This is a genomic window from Acinetobacter sp. 25-47-130 (genome assembly GCF_056779705.1).
The window spans coordinates 22,390-37,602 of record NZ_JBWYII010000005.1; the positions used below are offsets into that span (position 1 = coordinate 22,390).

Genomic DNA, 15,213 nt, shown 5'->3' on the forward strand with positions numbered 1-15,213 from the left:
AGTTATCTACACATTTATCATCAATATTATCCACAAGATAAATTAATGATTAATAATAAATTCATTTAAATATTCATGCTATTTTGCTGTTTTTATCCTCAGCAAAATAGCCCAATATTGCATCTAATCTTAAAATAAATTCTGAACTAGGACGCCAATAATTAAATCCATATTGGTCAGTGCCATTCATCCCACGTAAATATAAATAACTGGCACCACCAAGATCTCGATCGATGTTGTAGTCATCAATATGAATACTTAAATAGCGATGTAATGCCACCAAATATAGGGCTGCTTGTAGCCAATAACTTGCATGCGTCATGCTCAGCTGAATAGCTTGAGCTGAATAGTCTTCCACATGATTTCCGAGATAATTACTCTTATAGTCGGCAATGTGATAGCGCTTCCCATCATAATAAACCAAGTCAATTGAACCATTGAGGTAACGTGCTGAATTTGCAGCATTGAATTCGGGCATATTAAGCCCAAACTCTAAAAATAATTGCTGAATACGCTGAATACCAAATATTCGGTCTGCTAAAGCCAAATAGAATGGAAATTCAGCCAAATGTGCTTCAGGTACTAATTGTTTGAGTCGAAATTCAGGTTGAATAGGTGTCTCTAAAACCTCTGCTAACCATTCAGCCATCATTTCTAACAGATGTTGCTCGGCATCATGATGTTGATGAAAATCTGATTGAAATTTAGCGAATAATTGCTCCCATAAACTCGAATAGGCATTTTTAAAACGGCGGCGAATTTCTAATGTCCAATCTCGGCGATCTTGAAAATCGATATGTTCAAAAATTTCATGTAGGAAATTTCCAGCTAATGTTCCCATCGGAAAATGAGCACGAATCCAACTCAAAGGTTGTTGATGATCCAAATCCTCAAATTGATATGGAGTCACGAGCGTCACAGCATTGACCTCATCACTCGCATGATGTTCAATCATATCTTGAGCCGCCATACGATCTTTAATTTGTTGATGACTCAAATGTTGTGCGAGATAACTAAAACTGGTTTTGGCTCTAGGATAAAAATGAACTTGAGGATATTTCTGCGCAATCATTTGAACATTATGATGTTCTTTTTTTGCGATTACTTTCTCAGGGCATTGCTCTAAACATGGCTCATCTAAACTGAAAGCATGCTGAAATTGGTTCGCACCATGACCACGCCAAAACGCCAAGCCATAAATAGATTGCCCTTTTTGATCACTCATCATTGAATAAACGCGGTGTTGTGCTCGAGTTAAGGCCACATACCATAATCGTCGATGCTCTGCCAAAGCACGTTGGTCATGTTGCTCAACCTCTAATGGTTCCAATAATTCTTCACGCTTTAACGCCACGACACGTTGTGCGACGGACTTTCCAGTTCCATGATCCTGCACTTCACGAATTGAAAAGTTAAGTTCGCTTCGATCTGACAGTTTACGATCTGCGCCAAGCAAGAATACAATCTTAAACTCCAATCCTTTAGATTGGTGAATAGTTAAAAGGTGAACGCCCGCTTGATTACTCAACTGTCTTTCAATTTCCCACTCTCTTTCCATCGGATTTGAAAGCTGCCGCATATACCAATGATAAAGGGTATGCATACCTCTTAACTCATCACTGTTTTGGCTCAACAACTCTGAAATGTGTCGTAGATTGACCACTTCGCGTTCATTGTCATAGCTGAATTGCTCAACCAAGTTTGTCCAAACTTTGAATTCTGTGAGGAAACTTTGCCATGCTGTTAAAAAGCCTTGGCCCATCCACATTTCACGAATTTCTTCAAATTTCATGATAAATAAACTTAAGCCATCTGCTTGAATTTGAAGTTGCAAAAAACGATGTAAATTAAAACCCATCAATCGTGTAAGTAAAGCTCTCTTTAATTTAGCTTCATCAAATGGATTCATGATGGCTGTCAAAATTGCACCAACATCTCGAGCAATTCCACTTTTGAAGACACTTTTTCGTGAAGGTCGATTTACAGGAATGCCTAACATCAATAAGTGATGATGAACTTTATCTAAATCAGGATTGTTACGAGACAAAACAGCGATATCATCTGCCTGAAGCTCAATACGTTGCCCCTGCTTTTCGAAATATAGCTGACTTTGGGCAGCCTGATTGAGCAAATCCAGTATCTTCCAAGCAACCTGCTCTAACTCGTGTTCCTTATCATTTACTTGAACCCAACGAAGCGGAGCATAATTTTCTAAACCGGATTGGATCAATAATGGATGCGATCGAGTACCTGCTGTAACAGGCGTATATTCAACTTGTTCACCAAAATCCATTTGTTGTTGAAACAATGCATCGACGACTTCGACCAATGGTTTCACTGAACGATGATTATGCACAAGTTGGTAAAAACGCCCTGCTTTAGTTTCAACATCTTGATATGCTTTTAGGAACGTGAGCATGTCTCCACCGCGGAAACCGTAGATCGCTTGCTTACGGTCTCCCACCATAATCATACAACCCTGCTTCACACGACTTGGATGTCTCCAAATCTGCGCCAACATATCATCTTGATCTTGGTTGGTATCCTGAAACTCATCCACTAAAATAAGTGGGTAACGCGCGTGAACGTACTTTGCAAACTCCTGACCTTGCGCTCCCTGCAGTGCTTCGGCCAAAGTTCGAATTTGCTGTGAAAATGTGGTTTCTGATTTTTGCTGTAACAACTCTGGCAAACGTTGTTTTACTTGTTGTGCTAAATAATATTGTAAATAACTCTCCAAATGCTCGAGTTGTTGGTTGAGCTTGTCAAACTGTTTAAAAAACTCAGCAAGTTCAACAATAATAGGATGTTGCTCAAATGCCGCCAAAACATCGACGGGACATTTATTGAGAACTTTTTTTCTTAATTCATTCAACTGACTAAGATGAGTGCTGAGATGCGACGCAAAAATGACTTCAATGCCTTGGGATTTAACTTGATCAAGGAATTCAGGCAACAACTGCGTGAGTGTAATTTTTAATTTATCTTGATCGCGCCACTTCTTTGCGACTACAGCATAATACTGCCCTTCAGGATCATAAAAGTCTGTTAATGAATCTAGCGTTTCAAGCTCGATCTGTATGAAGCGCTCTGCATGAGTTCTGAAAGCGTCTACATCTATGGTCGGCGCTGGCACTGCTTTGAAATAAGCAGAGGAAAAATTCAAACTCGTTTCAATTAAATCGATATAAGCATCTTGTGACTTAATTTTTTTCTTAAGCAGCAAATAATCTACAGTTGATTGAGGCTGCTGTTGAATCCATGCCCGTAATTCATCATGAATTAACTGAACCGTATATTGTTTTGCATCATTGGTGATTTGCATTCGTTCAATTTTACCGCTCTCAAATGCAAATTCACGAAGAAGCTTTTGGCTAAAGCTATCCAAGGTCCCAACAAAGAGTTCTTCAAGCTGATCTATCACCAATTTTAAACGTGCACATGCATGTGCAATCAAGCCAGAAAATTGATTTAAAATCACTTGATATAAAATATCTGATTCTAATTTTGCACGCGCCTGAACTTGATCTTGAGTTAGCTCACGACATGACTCTAAAAGTCCAAGTACCTCGATTAAACGTGCACGAATTCGACTTTTCAATTCAGCCGCTGCTTTGCGTGTAAATGTCGTCGCAATAATCTGCTTTGGTAAATATTCTTCTAATAAAATTCTGACCATGAGGCTGGAGAGCGTATACGTTTTTCCAGTCCCCGCAGAAGCCTCAATCCAATGCAATCCAGTGAAATGCATATCCACAATTGGCTGATATGAGACTATAGGCTTTTGACTCATATTTCAGCCTCCGATTGATACATATATATCGGCTGATATAAGACATAAGCAAACTGATCACACGCTTGTTTTAATAAGTGCTCAGCATCTAAATCCTGTAAAATATACTGCCAATCTCGGTGCAAATGACTTTCTTCACTGTCATTTAAACTATAACTCAGAAAGGCATCGCTTTTATTCCACTCATTTAATAGCTTATCGAGGTTATTTAACTGCTGATGACCCTCTTCATCAGTGACCCATTCTAATGCTTTTCCATCTGCAGCAAGTTTCATCAGCAATGCTGCAGGTAAAACGAGAGGCTCTATTTGGGCTTGTTTATATACCCGAATCCATTGAGAAAGCATATCCTGAGCTTGTTTCGTCGTCAGGCCAGTACACATGATCGTTTTATCACTAAAGATTTGGATGCGCTGCATTTCAGTTGCAAGATGATCTGGTAAGTCTCGATAACTTAACCAAAGTAAGTATTCTAACCATACATGTGCTCGTCGTTGTGCGCGTGCACTGGATGTTGAAACACTCACCCAGCTCATCTCATTCCCTTGAGGAACGGTCACTTGAAGCTGTATATCATCTATTGCTATGACGCGCTGAGTGATTTTGGTCGGCTCATCAATATAGTACTTTTGCCTTTTTAATAACTGTTGATGTTCTAACAGACTCATTTTCAAACTGACTTCTTGTAATTTGCCGACAGGAAGCTGGTCACTGAGTAATTCAGTCTGAAGCTTCGAAACATTTGGCTGCTGTTGTAAAAAGTCACGAATAGAGTATCGCGCCAATCCATCTAATAACAACGGCTCATTCACCTCAGGTAAATCCTGATCCTTTAAATTAGATACGCCTAAGGTTTTTAAATAAAGACGCGCAGGAAAACAAATATCTTTGATCCATTGTTCAGCATTCAAGACCATGATGTCCTGATTCAATTCAAGCTTGGTATTAATCCAAGCCTCTCTATGACCACGTTGATCCTGACGATTGAGGTTAGAAGCCACGGCATACCATTCATCTTCATAGCGCTGATGCTGTTGCTGAAAACCATCAGGATCAAAGGGTTGCAAAGGATGCACCGTATAGAGTGTGCTCAAATTCTGATGAACTTGAATGCCATCAATATCAATGAGAGGATTCGAGGAAGATTGATCTGATGTTTTTATGATCCACGCGAGATGTTGGAGTAATTCCTGAACACTACTCGATGGATCTCGTACTTCACCATCGGCTACATCAAAACCATTATAGAATAGCCAGAGATTATCTTTGGCCAATAACAAAGCGTCTAAAAAAGCACCTTGATCATCATCTAAACGTGATCGATCACCAATCATTGGCTTGAGTAAATCCATTAAATCAAAAGGTAAATGGCTCTCCCGATTTGGAAACTTCCCGCCATCTAAATTCATCATGACAATTAACTTATACGGTATTGGCCGAATCAAACCAATTTGACTAAATGTAATTTGTCCAGTTGGCAATGCATAATCAAGTTGCGATTCAAGGGTGCTTTGGATTTCAGTCAGAATATAGCTCAAAGGCAAACGTATGTTTTTAAGAATGGCTTGATCATGTTCTTCATAGAAATTTGCCAGCGTTAGCATTCTTATTTGCTTTTGAATAATCTCTTTAATCATCTCTAACGAGCTTACACCAGCGCTTTCAAACTCATTAACTTCTAAAATTAAACGATTGAGCCAAAATTCAACATGCTCTGACGTCTCTTGATCATTTTCGATTTCAATCATCGTGAGCCAATCTCGACGCTCTACAAAGTGCTTATATATTTCAATGAGCGTGGCAATTAAGTGAAAATCACCCGAGTCCACTACATGAGAACTTAAGGTCTCCTGAAACATCGCATGAACTGGAACAGCCACACCCAGCGCCAAACGATCTAAGGCATACTTAAAACTGAACCGATAGTCTTGATCATACTCCGCCAATGTTTTTTGCAGATGTTGCTCATCCAAACCTCGTCGAAATCCCGCTTGTCTCAACAACGATAAGATGCGCTCAGTCCCGTTAATGTCTAAGCAATATCTCACCTGGGTCGCTGCTAAGTTCAACCAATCAGCAAAATCATCAATGGTAAATCGACTTTGTATCAGTTCAATTCGCCCTAACACTGAACGCCATGCCAATACTGTATCTAACTGCGTGATACCAGCTAGCTTTACTGGCAGATAAACACCTGTTGCAGTATTTTTTTGCGGAAACACACTCCGTATCAAAGGCTCAATTTGTTTCAGATCAGGCGCAAGAACTAAAATATCACTCGGACGGCGTGGTGCTTCTGCTGTTGACTGAGCAAGCCATCGGGTCAATTGATCTTTTAAGACTTCAAGCTGTCGTACAGCGGAATGACAAACATGAATGTGGATTGAATCGTCTGCTGGATCTAATACATAACTTTGAGCTTGAGGTTCAACCAAATGTAAAATATCTGATTGCAATTGGCTCAGTAAATGCTGCGGTGCTTCATCCACAAAAGCATCTATCCATTGCCCCTCATCACCCGAGGAAAGGTTCGACAACAGAGAAAAGTGATCACGTGCCTGCTTTCCCATTCGTGTTAATAAGGGATGTCTGGACTCACGTGCCAGCCCATTAAAGCTCAGACTAAAATTCTCAAAAAAATGCTCAACTTCATTATCAGCTGGTTTTCTTTGATGCTTTTGCTGAAACTTTTCGATATATCGCTCTTTGAGCTTTAAGTCATATTGTTTTTTCCAATTCGGATCGACACTATCCGCCCAATATTCTTGTGAGGGATTGTAATGCAAAATCAACACATCAATGTACTGACCCAAACGGCGCAAAAACTGTAATTGACTTGGTGGTAAATCCAAGAGTGTAAAAACGATCAGTTGCTGTGGTAGTTTTTTGAGGGCTATTTTCTGTTGCTGTTCATCACGAAGTACACCCCAAAAATCATGATCAATACTTTGCATTTCAACAAAGTCTTCATGAAAAATATTGAGCCATAACCAACGTTGCCAAGCCTCTAATTGTTGTGCCTGCGAAAATTTAAAACTGGAATCTTGATCGTTTAGATATTGTAATTGTTGTTCAATATTAAGTGCTTCATTACGCCCCCATACCTGAATCCAATTTTCAGGACAACGACAATCATATTCACATGCTCGGCGACAATCTGCTCGATAAATCATGTAATTGCTGAACAATTTTGACACTTGATCAGACACCCAATACAACATGCTCATTTTTTTTCGATATTGTTCATTTGACTGTTCAATACGTGCTGCGCTGTCATAGATACGTGTGATTAATGGGAATAAAGGATGTTCAACCTCAAGCTGATTATGCGCACGCTGTATAAAAGGTTTGAGTGCTTGGAAAATACGCCACTTCATAATCAGACGTGGAATATTCGCTTTACGTACTTTATCTTTGTCACTCAAAATTTGCTGGTAGGCATACCATTGAAAGCCACGAATACGTTGATGGAAAAATGTATTTGCACTGATGCCTTGGTGCTCAGATAACCGTTGGGTTAACCACTCTTGCATTGCCGCAGAAGGCACCACAAAATGTTGTTGCTGTAGGACTGCAAATGGGTTGTTCGTGGGACGCTTTTGAGTCGTGATGATGCCTTGTACCAAAACTTCAATGCGCTGACTTTGAATTACATGAATTCCCATAAGGTCCCTTTCACCATACAACGTACACGTTATGAAGTTGTGTGAACAAAATCATAAACATAAATTACTATACATCTTAATCTGACTATGTCACTTTTACTTTATGACTTTAATAAAACTTTCATCTCGCGCTATGTTCATCATGTGATGGATCGAGAACCATAGACTTTGATTAGGTGATAAATAAATGAAAATTGATAAAATTCCAGAAACAATCGACCCAAATTTAAATTTAGAACAAATTCGAGATGAATGTCTTGATCTCGTCAAAAAACGCTCTTATGTTTCAGCAGGTGTTGCTGTCATTCCTGTGCCCTTTTTAGATGTTGTGATTGACGTAGGTATGTTGTCAATTTTAATTCCAGAAATTAATGCTCGCTTTGGCTTAGCTCCTGAACAAATCAGCGTTTTTGATCCTCAAACCAAAAAAATCCATTGGAACGAACTACGCAAACGCGGTTTCGAGTTTTCTGGTCTAGTCGTGGCTCGTACTGCCGCTAAAGCTTCGCTGAACAATATGGCAGCCAAAGTGTTGACCAAGCAAGTAACTAAGTTTATTCCATTGGGCGGTTCAATTATTGCAGCTAGCTTGGGTTATATTGTCATGAAAAAAGTGGCTGAGGCTCATGTTGAAGAAAGCTATAAACTTGCCAAAAGCATTCAACAAAAACAACAAGCAAATGTTGTGAAATACGCTTAACACATAAAACCTTAGACGTATAAATAAAGCCCTTACAGGGCTTTATTTATATCTCTCACCAGTTCTAGGCGTCTACTTTCAATTGTTTCAAAATTGCCTTCAAAATCTCAAGGCGTGCAGTATATTTATCATTGGTAGCAATGATATACCACGGCGCATCTTCGGTATTTGTTCGGTGGAGCATGTCTGCTGCAGCCAATAAATAATCATCCCAACGTTTGCGATTACGCCAATCTTCAGCCGTAATTTTAAAACGCTTATGCGGTGTTTCCTCTCGTGCTTTGAAACGATTGGCTTGCTCTTCTTGACTGATGGCCAACCAAAACTTAATAACGACTGTTTGCGTATCTACTAGATCTTTTTCAAAGCGATTAATCTCATCATATGCACGTTTCCACTCTACATCCGTTGCAAAACCTTCAACTCTTTCCACCAATACACGACCATACCAAGAGCGATCGAAAATCGAGATTTTTTCATCTTCAAGCAGTTTATTCCAAAAACGCCAGAGATAAGGCCGCGCCAATTCATACTTTTCGGGCGCAGAAATATTATAAATTCCATATTCTCTTGGATCGAGCTTTTTCACAATACGCTTGATCGCACCACCTTTACCTGCAGCATCCATCCCCTCAAAAACGATCACCGTTTTTTGTCCTTCTGCGCGTAATGCTTCAGCGACTTTCTTGGTCAGTTTCTTGAGTTCAGCCTTATACTGATCTTTTTCAAGTGCTGCTTCATTGGGGGACGTTAAAATTTCTGGAATATCCGCTTGATGCCATTTTTGGCGCATTTTTTGAGGATGATTTGGCAAATCTTTCAGTCGCGCTAATACAACTTCTGCGAATTTCTGATCACGACATACTTCATCTTCACAATCGATAATGACCCAGTCTTGGGTAAATTTTTGACGCAATCGTTGCACATTTTCATATTGTTTTTTATTGCGCCAATCCAGCCCATGCAATTTATGCCAACGCTGCTCCGAAGGTTCAATTTTATCTAAACGCTTCTGTAATGATTTCCACGATAAATCAAACCAAACTTTCACGACATCAACATGATTATTTTTTAAATCCTGCTCAAAGCTTTGCATTTGCTGCAAATAATTTTCGAACATGGTTTCATCAAATGGTTTTGAAACATGTAAGGATGTGGCTAAAAGATCACTATACCAATTTCCAAACATGACGATCATTTGTCCTTCAGCAGGAATATAACGTGCATAAGGTTGCCAATATGGGATATTCGGCTGAATAAGGTGAGGAGGGTCAGCTTTGACTTTCAAATATCGTGGATCAACCCATTCTCTTAATTGCTTAACCGATTCTCCTTTACCTGCTAACTCAATGCCACTTACCAACACCACTAAGCTTTTGGCATTTTTCTTACCACGTGTATCTTTGAGAGCATATTGCGCTTCAATTAAGTCTAAATTGATCTGATCTGCATCAAATATTTTGTTCTTATCTTCGGGTTGATCAGTATTTTTATCAAATTGTTGTTTTGGTTCAGACATAGCCCACTCAAAATTATTGTATTTTCGACAGTATACGCAAGGAACAGTATCAACTTAAATCTTCAGGTACAATTTATTGCAATTGTCTTTTCATCCATGACTGACCTGAAAGGTTTTATTTTAGATTTCAACAGTCATAGTCGAGCGCAATCCAACCTATTATGCTTTTTTCAGTCCTTTTAATTGAGCTAGAACATGTCCAAACTTGCTGCATTAGATCAACTTTTAGAACAATACAAACAACTCAATTATCATCAGGATCCGGCACTTAAACAAAGGTTAAATGATGCTCAAAATTGGCTAAAACAGCGTATACTTCACACACATGCTGAGTTATTCGCTGAAGACAAAAATAAGCTGATGGCTCAATATTTTATTAACCGTCTTTATGGTGGCCCTGAATTTGATGACCTAGCATTGCAAATCGAACGTTTACTAAAATACGCACACAAAGCTGAAAAAATCATTCCAGAAAATGCCATTAAAACTGGGTTAAAATCTGTAGGACTGGCGGTCTTGGCGATGCAACTGGATGAACAAGTTGCACAGCATTTACTCCAACATTATCCAAAAGACCAACCCATTACTGATGAAATGATGCGTGAAACTTTAGTGGCTTTAGATCAAGAGCAAGCGCGCCATGAACAACTCAATCTGTTGGATGAGCTCGGTCTGAGTCTGGACAAATACATGCGTTCATTCATCATGCACACAGCGTTTAAAATGTGTAAAGGTGCAGCAAGCAAATATAATTTTGAACTGATGTATGACTTTATTGGTGAAGGCTTTGTCGCTATGAAACCAATGAAATCGGCTGCGACCTTTATTCGGAGTTTTACAGAAAAAGAGCGAATCATTGTAAATAATGTCCACTCAGGGAAAGAAAATCCCTTCCAAATCGCTTAATTAGAAATCATTAGCAAAGATTCTGATCAGCCGAAAAAGCGTAAAAGCGTCTGGTCAGAATATCGAAAATAAAAGAACATCTTCTCATTTCATGGATGAAACTTCGCTTTAATTCTGTATATTATTCATATCAATTGCATAATCTAGACTGAAAAAAACTGAAGAATCTGTCATTATGCAGTTTAATTCAGATTTAATATTATTTGTGTTCAGGAGTGACTCGAATGTCTAATGAAAATCAACAGCCTCATGCTCAGGTTGAGCCGGCAAATAATAAAGACAACGTGAGTCCTTTTTTAACAGATCCATTACCAACTGGCGCACCTCAAGGTCAGCAACAATCGCTACAAGAGCAACTGACAGATACGCCAGTACATTCTTCAGTGCCGAAATATAATTTGCCACGTGGTGCGAATACTGGAAACGTTGGACCAACGACACACTTCGGTTATAAAACCGTAAATTCTGAAGAGAAAGCGCAAAAAGTCGCTGAAGTTTTCCATTCAGTTGCCGCGAAATACGACATTATGAATGACTTAATGTCATTTGGTATTCATCGTTTGTGGAAACGTTTTGCCATTAATATGTCTGGCGTTCGCCGTGGGCAACGCGTTTTAGATATCGCTGGTGGTACTGGTGATTTAGCGAAAGTATTTAGCCGTGAAGTTGGTCCTACTGGGCATGTTGTATTATCTGATATTAATGAATCCATGCTGAATGTAGGTCGCGACCGTCTGATCGACGCGGGTTGTACCAACGTTGATTTTGTACTGGCGAATGCTGAAACCCTCGAGCCTTTCGAAGACAACAGTTTTGATTTACTCACCATCAGTTTTGGTCTACGTAATGTAACAGACAAAGATGCAGCACTTGCAGCAATGTATCGTGTACTTAAACCAGGTGGTCGCTTACTTGTATTAGAGTTTTCAAAACCAGTCTTTGAGCCTTTCTCAAAACTCTATGATTTGTACTCATTCACTGCTTTACCAATCATGGGTAAAATTGTGGCAAATGATGCTGAAAGCTATAAATATCTTGCTGAATCAATTCGTATGCACCCAGACCAACGCACATTGAAAAGCATGATGGAAAATGCGGGCTTCCAAAACTGCGATTATCACAATTTAACAGGTGGTATTGTTGCAGTTCACCGTGGTTTTAAACTCTAACCACAGGTAGCACTTCGTCATGTGGTCAATCTTAGCACTGGGTGCAGTTGAAAAAACCATACATCATTGGATTAATTTGGATGCGATTACTCGTATCCAATTTAACCAATTACAAGGGAAAATCCTTCGTGTTGTGATTGATACACCACAGCTTTCCGTTGATGTGTTTTTTGATGAAAATAAAGTTCGTTTAGAACCAACAGTAACAGGTCATAGCACTCAACCCTCTATTTTCGAACAGCGGCCTTGGGAGCAAGCTCACACGATTACTGAAGCAGACTCCACATTGCATGTTAATAATGTGGTCGACTTGTGCAAACTATTTCTAGCAAATGACATTGGCAATATCCCCGTTCAAGGTGACTATCGCCTTCTGCAAGACATTCAAAAAATTATACAAAATGCTGAGCCAGACTTCGCTTCGCAATTGAGTGATTGGATCGGACCTAATCTTGCAAGTCAAATCGGCAAGGTTCAATTAGCACCACAACATTTAATTAAGTCACTTCAATCTCATCTTTTTTTTGCGGAAGACTTTTTAAAAGAAGATACCGGACTATTCGCACCACGTTGGCAAATGGACGATCTTCTCCATGGAACTCGCCAGCTTAATCAAGATATTGATCGACTAGAAGCAAAAATTCAGCTTTTAAAATCAAAATTTAACCCTTCGTAGATTTCAGGTAATTGCATATATGATTCCGCACATTAGACGTTTAATCGAACTTTGGCGTATAGCTGCGCACTATAGACTCGACACGTTGGTTCCTGCGGAAGATATTCCTGCAAAGGTTCGCCCCCTGCTGAATCTTATACGTTTGCATCCTGCTGCACTTTCTAGTCGAGAACGTAAAAATCCTTTAAAGCTTAAAGAAGCTTTAGAAGAAATGGGGCCACTCGCAATTAAATTAGGGCAGCTCCTCTCTACGCGTCGCGATCTAATTCCACCAGAAATATTACAACAATTGGTGTTATTACAAGATCGTGTTAAACCTTTCGATCTTGGAGTGGCTAAGCAAAGAATTCAAGATTCGCTTAAAGCAGATGTTTCCACATTATTTGCGCGCTTCGATGATAAGCCGCTAGCTGCTGCTTCAATTGCTCAAGTACATACCGCTGCTCTTCACGATGGGCGTGAAGTTGTCGTGAAAGTAACTCGCCCTAATATACGTGCTCAAATTATTCAAGATTTTGAAATTTTAGAATGGCTTGGTCACTATTTAGAAAAAAGGCTAGAAGCTGCCCGTGCTTTGCATCTATCAGAAATTATTCAAGATTATCGTCAAATCATTTTAAATGAACTCGACTTGACTCTTGAAGCCGAAAATACACGACGTATGCGCCATTATTTTACTGGCTCAAGCATGATGTATGTGCCTGAAGTGTATATGGATAGTCTGGATGTGATGGTGGCAGAGCGCATCACCGGTGTGCCTATATCAGATACTGCGACCTTTGATCGTTTAGGAATGAATCGTGCAGACTTAGCAGAAAAAGGCTTAACAATCTTCTTTACTCAAGTGTTTCGCGATAATTTTTTCCATGCAGATATGCATCCGGGTAATGTTTTCGTAGAAACGATTAATCCGCAAAACCCAAGATTTATTGCGCTCGATTGCGCCATCATGGGCGAGCTTTCCAAGCATGATCAAATGACGATAGCACGTATCTTGCTGGCAGTCATGAACAGTGATTTCATGCAATTGATTCAGATTGTGCATCAAGCAGGTTGGATTCCACCAGGCACGGATCAAGATGCTTTAGCACGGGAAATGCGTCGTACAGTAGGACCTATGGTTTCGAAACCGATGCATGAGTTAGATTTCGCAGGCATATTGATCCAAGTGATGGACATCGCTCGACGTTTTCATTTAGAAATCCCACCGCAACTGATGTTATTGCTTAAAACCTTAGTGCATGTTGAAGGCTTAGGTACAGACCTTTATCCTGAATTAGATATTTGGAAGTTAGCAAAGCCAATTCTAACGGATTGGGTTAAAGCCCAAATGAATCCTCAAAAAAATATTAAAGAATTAGGACAAAAAATTCCCGACTTATTATTAGGTGCTCAGGATTTACCAACTTTACTGATTGACAGTCTTAACGGTTTAAAAAATCAGTCTGCATGGCATGCTAAACAATTGAATGAACTTCAAACACTGCGCTTGCAAATGGAACATCAGCAAAAGCGTAGTTGGATTTTCGGAAGTGTAATCGCAATTTTGCTCTCAATCGCTGTGATTGCACCATGGTTCATCTCCATGATTTTAATTGTGTTGGCATCCTTCATTGCTATGTGGCGTATGGTGAAATAAGTTCACTATCTCATGTCAAAACTTACTACTTCAATAGGTTTTAGTCGCTGAATTGCTTATGATACAGATCCTCAAGACCACTCAACCTTGCTTGAATATTCATGTAGGTTATAAAGCAAAACAGGTCATTGAAGAACAAGGTTTACAAGCCAGTGCGGTTGATTTTGTTCCTGGAGCAGCAGGTGGTCCTAAAGGTATTGGAATTCAAGGATTGGACCAAGCTGTTTTTGGTGAGTTCTTTGCTCAAGCACCGAAAAAGCGAACTTTAATAGGCTCATCCATTGGGAGTTGGCGTTTTGCAAGTATTGCAGCGCATGGTGCACAAGCAGGCACATCCAAATTAGCAGACTTATATACCCATCTTGAATTTCGACCTAAGATGAATATTATTGAAGTTGGAGACGTCTGTCGCGGCATGCTTAAAGCCCTCCTTCAAGGTAAAACCAATCAAATTATTGATCATCCCGACTACCATTTGGCTATTTTGTCAGTAAAGTCATCGAAAAAATTTCAAAGTGATCATCCTCTTATGCTTGCCCGTGCAGTTGCTGGCATTATCGGTCTCAATACTTTTTCGAGAGCTAAAATTGGGCACTTCATGCAACGTACAATTGCCCAACCACACAACGCTTCACGACTTTCACTCATCAAAAATGAATTCGAACATCTTGATTATGCGTTGACTGAAAAAAATTTAGAAGATTGGTTAATGGCATCTGCATCCATTCCATTTTTGATGCCGGCGGTCAGAAATATCGAAGGTGCAGATGTCGCTGCTTATCGTGATGGCGGGCTAATCGATTATCATATTGATCTACCTTTACCGAGTCATGGGATTGTCCTCTACCCTCATTTTACAGATCAAATAACACCAGGTTGGTTCGATAAGTTCCTCAAAAAACGTAGATCTAATGCTGAATATCAAGCACGAACCGTATTGATTTCACCCTCTGAGTCTTATTTAAGATCACTTCCTTTAGGACGTCTTCCTGATCGCAAAGATTTCACACTGAAAGGGCTTGATCAAAAAAAACGAATCGAGCTTTGGAAACAGTCTGTAGCTGAAAGTCAACGATTAGGGGATGCATTCCTAGAAATGATCCATAAGCAAAACTTTGAAGAATACATGCAAGATCTTAAATAAAT

The 15,213-nt window shown here is 39.5% G+C and carries 9 protein-coding genes; 6 read left to right on the forward strand and 3 right to left on the reverse strand.

Annotation, left to right across the window (positions count from 1 at the left end):
- Positions 1-73 precede the first annotated feature (73 nt).
- Positions 74-3,793, reverse strand: coding sequence for a UvrD-helicase domain-containing protein (locus AC1M83_RS08080; RefSeq protein WP_481590413.1), 3,720 nt, complete (start codon positions 3,791-3,793; stop codon positions 74-76).
- Complete coding sequence (locus tag AC1M83_RS08085; RefSeq protein WP_481590414.1) at positions 3,790-7,458, reverse strand: exodeoxyribonuclease V subunit gamma; 3,669 nt, start codon at positions 7,456-7,458, stop codon at positions 3,790-3,792. The genes AC1M83_RS08080 and AC1M83_RS08085 overlap by 4 nt, the downstream gene beginning before the upstream one ends.
- Positions 7,459-7,645: 187 nt before the next feature.
- Between AC1M83_RS08085 and AC1M83_RS08090 the strand changes: the two genes are divergently transcribed.
- Positions 7,646-8,158: a hypothetical protein gene (locus AC1M83_RS08090; RefSeq protein WP_092767239.1), complete on the forward strand. Its 513-nt coding sequence runs from the start codon at positions 7,646-7,648 to the stop codon at positions 8,156-8,158.
- Positions 8,159-8,222: 64 nt separating this feature from the next.
- On the opposite strand, the gene pap is transcribed toward AC1M83_RS08090, so the two are convergent.
- Positions 8,223-9,677, reverse strand: a complete 1,455-nt coding sequence (pap, locus tag AC1M83_RS08095; protein ID WP_481590415.1) for a polyphosphate:AMP phosphotransferase — start codon at positions 9,675-9,677, stop codon at positions 8,223-8,225.
- Positions 9,678-9,872: 195 nt separating this feature from the next.
- Here pap and AC1M83_RS08100 point away from each other — a divergent pair, with 195 nt between their 5' ends.
- The 5 genes from AC1M83_RS08100 to AC1M83_RS08120 all read left to right on the forward strand — a co-directional run bounded on the left by AC1M83_RS08100 (position 9,873) and on the right by AC1M83_RS08120 (position 15,211).
- Positions 9,873-10,583: a DUF8198 family protein gene (locus tag AC1M83_RS08100; protein WP_481590416.1), complete on the forward strand. Its 711-nt coding sequence runs from the start codon at positions 9,873-9,875 to the stop codon at positions 10,581-10,583.
- A 224-nt stretch (positions 10,584-10,807) separates the two neighbouring features.
- On the forward strand, positions 10,808-11,752 hold the full coding sequence (gene ubiE / locus AC1M83_RS08105; protein WP_035264034.1) for a bifunctional demethylmenaquinone methyltransferase/2-methoxy-6-polyprenyl-1,4-benzoquinol methylase UbiE: 945 nt from the start codon (positions 10,808-10,810) through the stop codon (positions 11,750-11,752).
- A gap of 19 nt (positions 11,753-11,771) precedes the next feature.
- The gene (locus tag AC1M83_RS08110; protein WP_035264026.1) at positions 11,772-12,428 is read left to right on the forward strand and encodes a ubiquinone biosynthesis accessory factor UbiJ; all 657 of its coding nucleotides are present in this window, start codon (positions 11,772-11,774) and stop codon (positions 12,426-12,428) included.
- A gap of 19 nt (positions 12,429-12,447) precedes the next feature.
- Positions 12,448-14,067 carry an ABC1 kinase family protein gene (locus tag AC1M83_RS08115; RefSeq protein WP_481590417.1) on the forward strand — a complete coding sequence of 540 codons (1,620 nt, stop codon included), beginning with the start codon at positions 12,448-12,450 and terminating at the stop codon, positions 14,065-14,067.
- A gap of 58 nt (positions 14,068-14,125) precedes the next feature.
- Positions 14,126-15,211 carry a patatin-like phospholipase domain-containing protein gene (locus AC1M83_RS08120; RefSeq protein ID WP_035264022.1) on the forward strand — a complete coding sequence of 362 codons (1,086 nt, stop codon included), beginning with the start codon at positions 14,126-14,128 and terminating at the stop codon, positions 15,209-15,211.
- Positions 15,212-15,213: the final 2 nt, after the last annotated feature.

Excerpts from the sequence above, each read along its gene's own strand:
- AC1M83_RS08080 (WP_481590413.1), bottom strand. The coding sequence starts at position 3,793 with ATGAGTCAAAAGCCTATAGTCTCATATCAGCCAATTGTGGATATGCAT.
- AC1M83_RS08085 (WP_481590414.1), bottom strand. The coding sequence starts at position 7,458 with ATGGGAATTCATGTAATTCAAAGTCAGCGCATTGAAGTTTTGGTACAA.
- AC1M83_RS08090 (WP_092767239.1), top strand. The coding sequence starts at position 7,646 with ATGAAAATTGATAAAATTCCAGAAACAATCGACCCAAATTTAAATTTA.
- pap (WP_481590415.1), bottom strand. The coding sequence starts at position 9,677 with ATGTCTGAACCAAAACAACAATTTGATAAAAATACTGATCAACCCGAA.
- AC1M83_RS08100 (WP_481590416.1), top strand. The coding sequence starts at position 9,873 with ATGTCCAAACTTGCTGCATTAGATCAACTTTTAGAACAATACAAACAA.
- ubiE (WP_035264034.1), top strand. The coding sequence starts at position 10,808 with ATGTCTAATGAAAATCAACAGCCTCATGCTCAGGTTGAGCCGGCAAAT.
- AC1M83_RS08110 (WP_035264026.1), top strand. The coding sequence starts at position 11,772 with ATGTGGTCAATCTTAGCACTGGGTGCAGTTGAAAAAACCATACATCAT.
- AC1M83_RS08115 (WP_481590417.1), top strand. The coding sequence starts at position 12,448 with ATGATTCCGCACATTAGACGTTTAATCGAACTTTGGCGTATAGCTGCG.
- AC1M83_RS08120 (WP_035264022.1), top strand. The coding sequence starts at position 14,126 with ATGATACAGATCCTCAAGACCACTCAACCTTGCTTGAATATTCATGTA.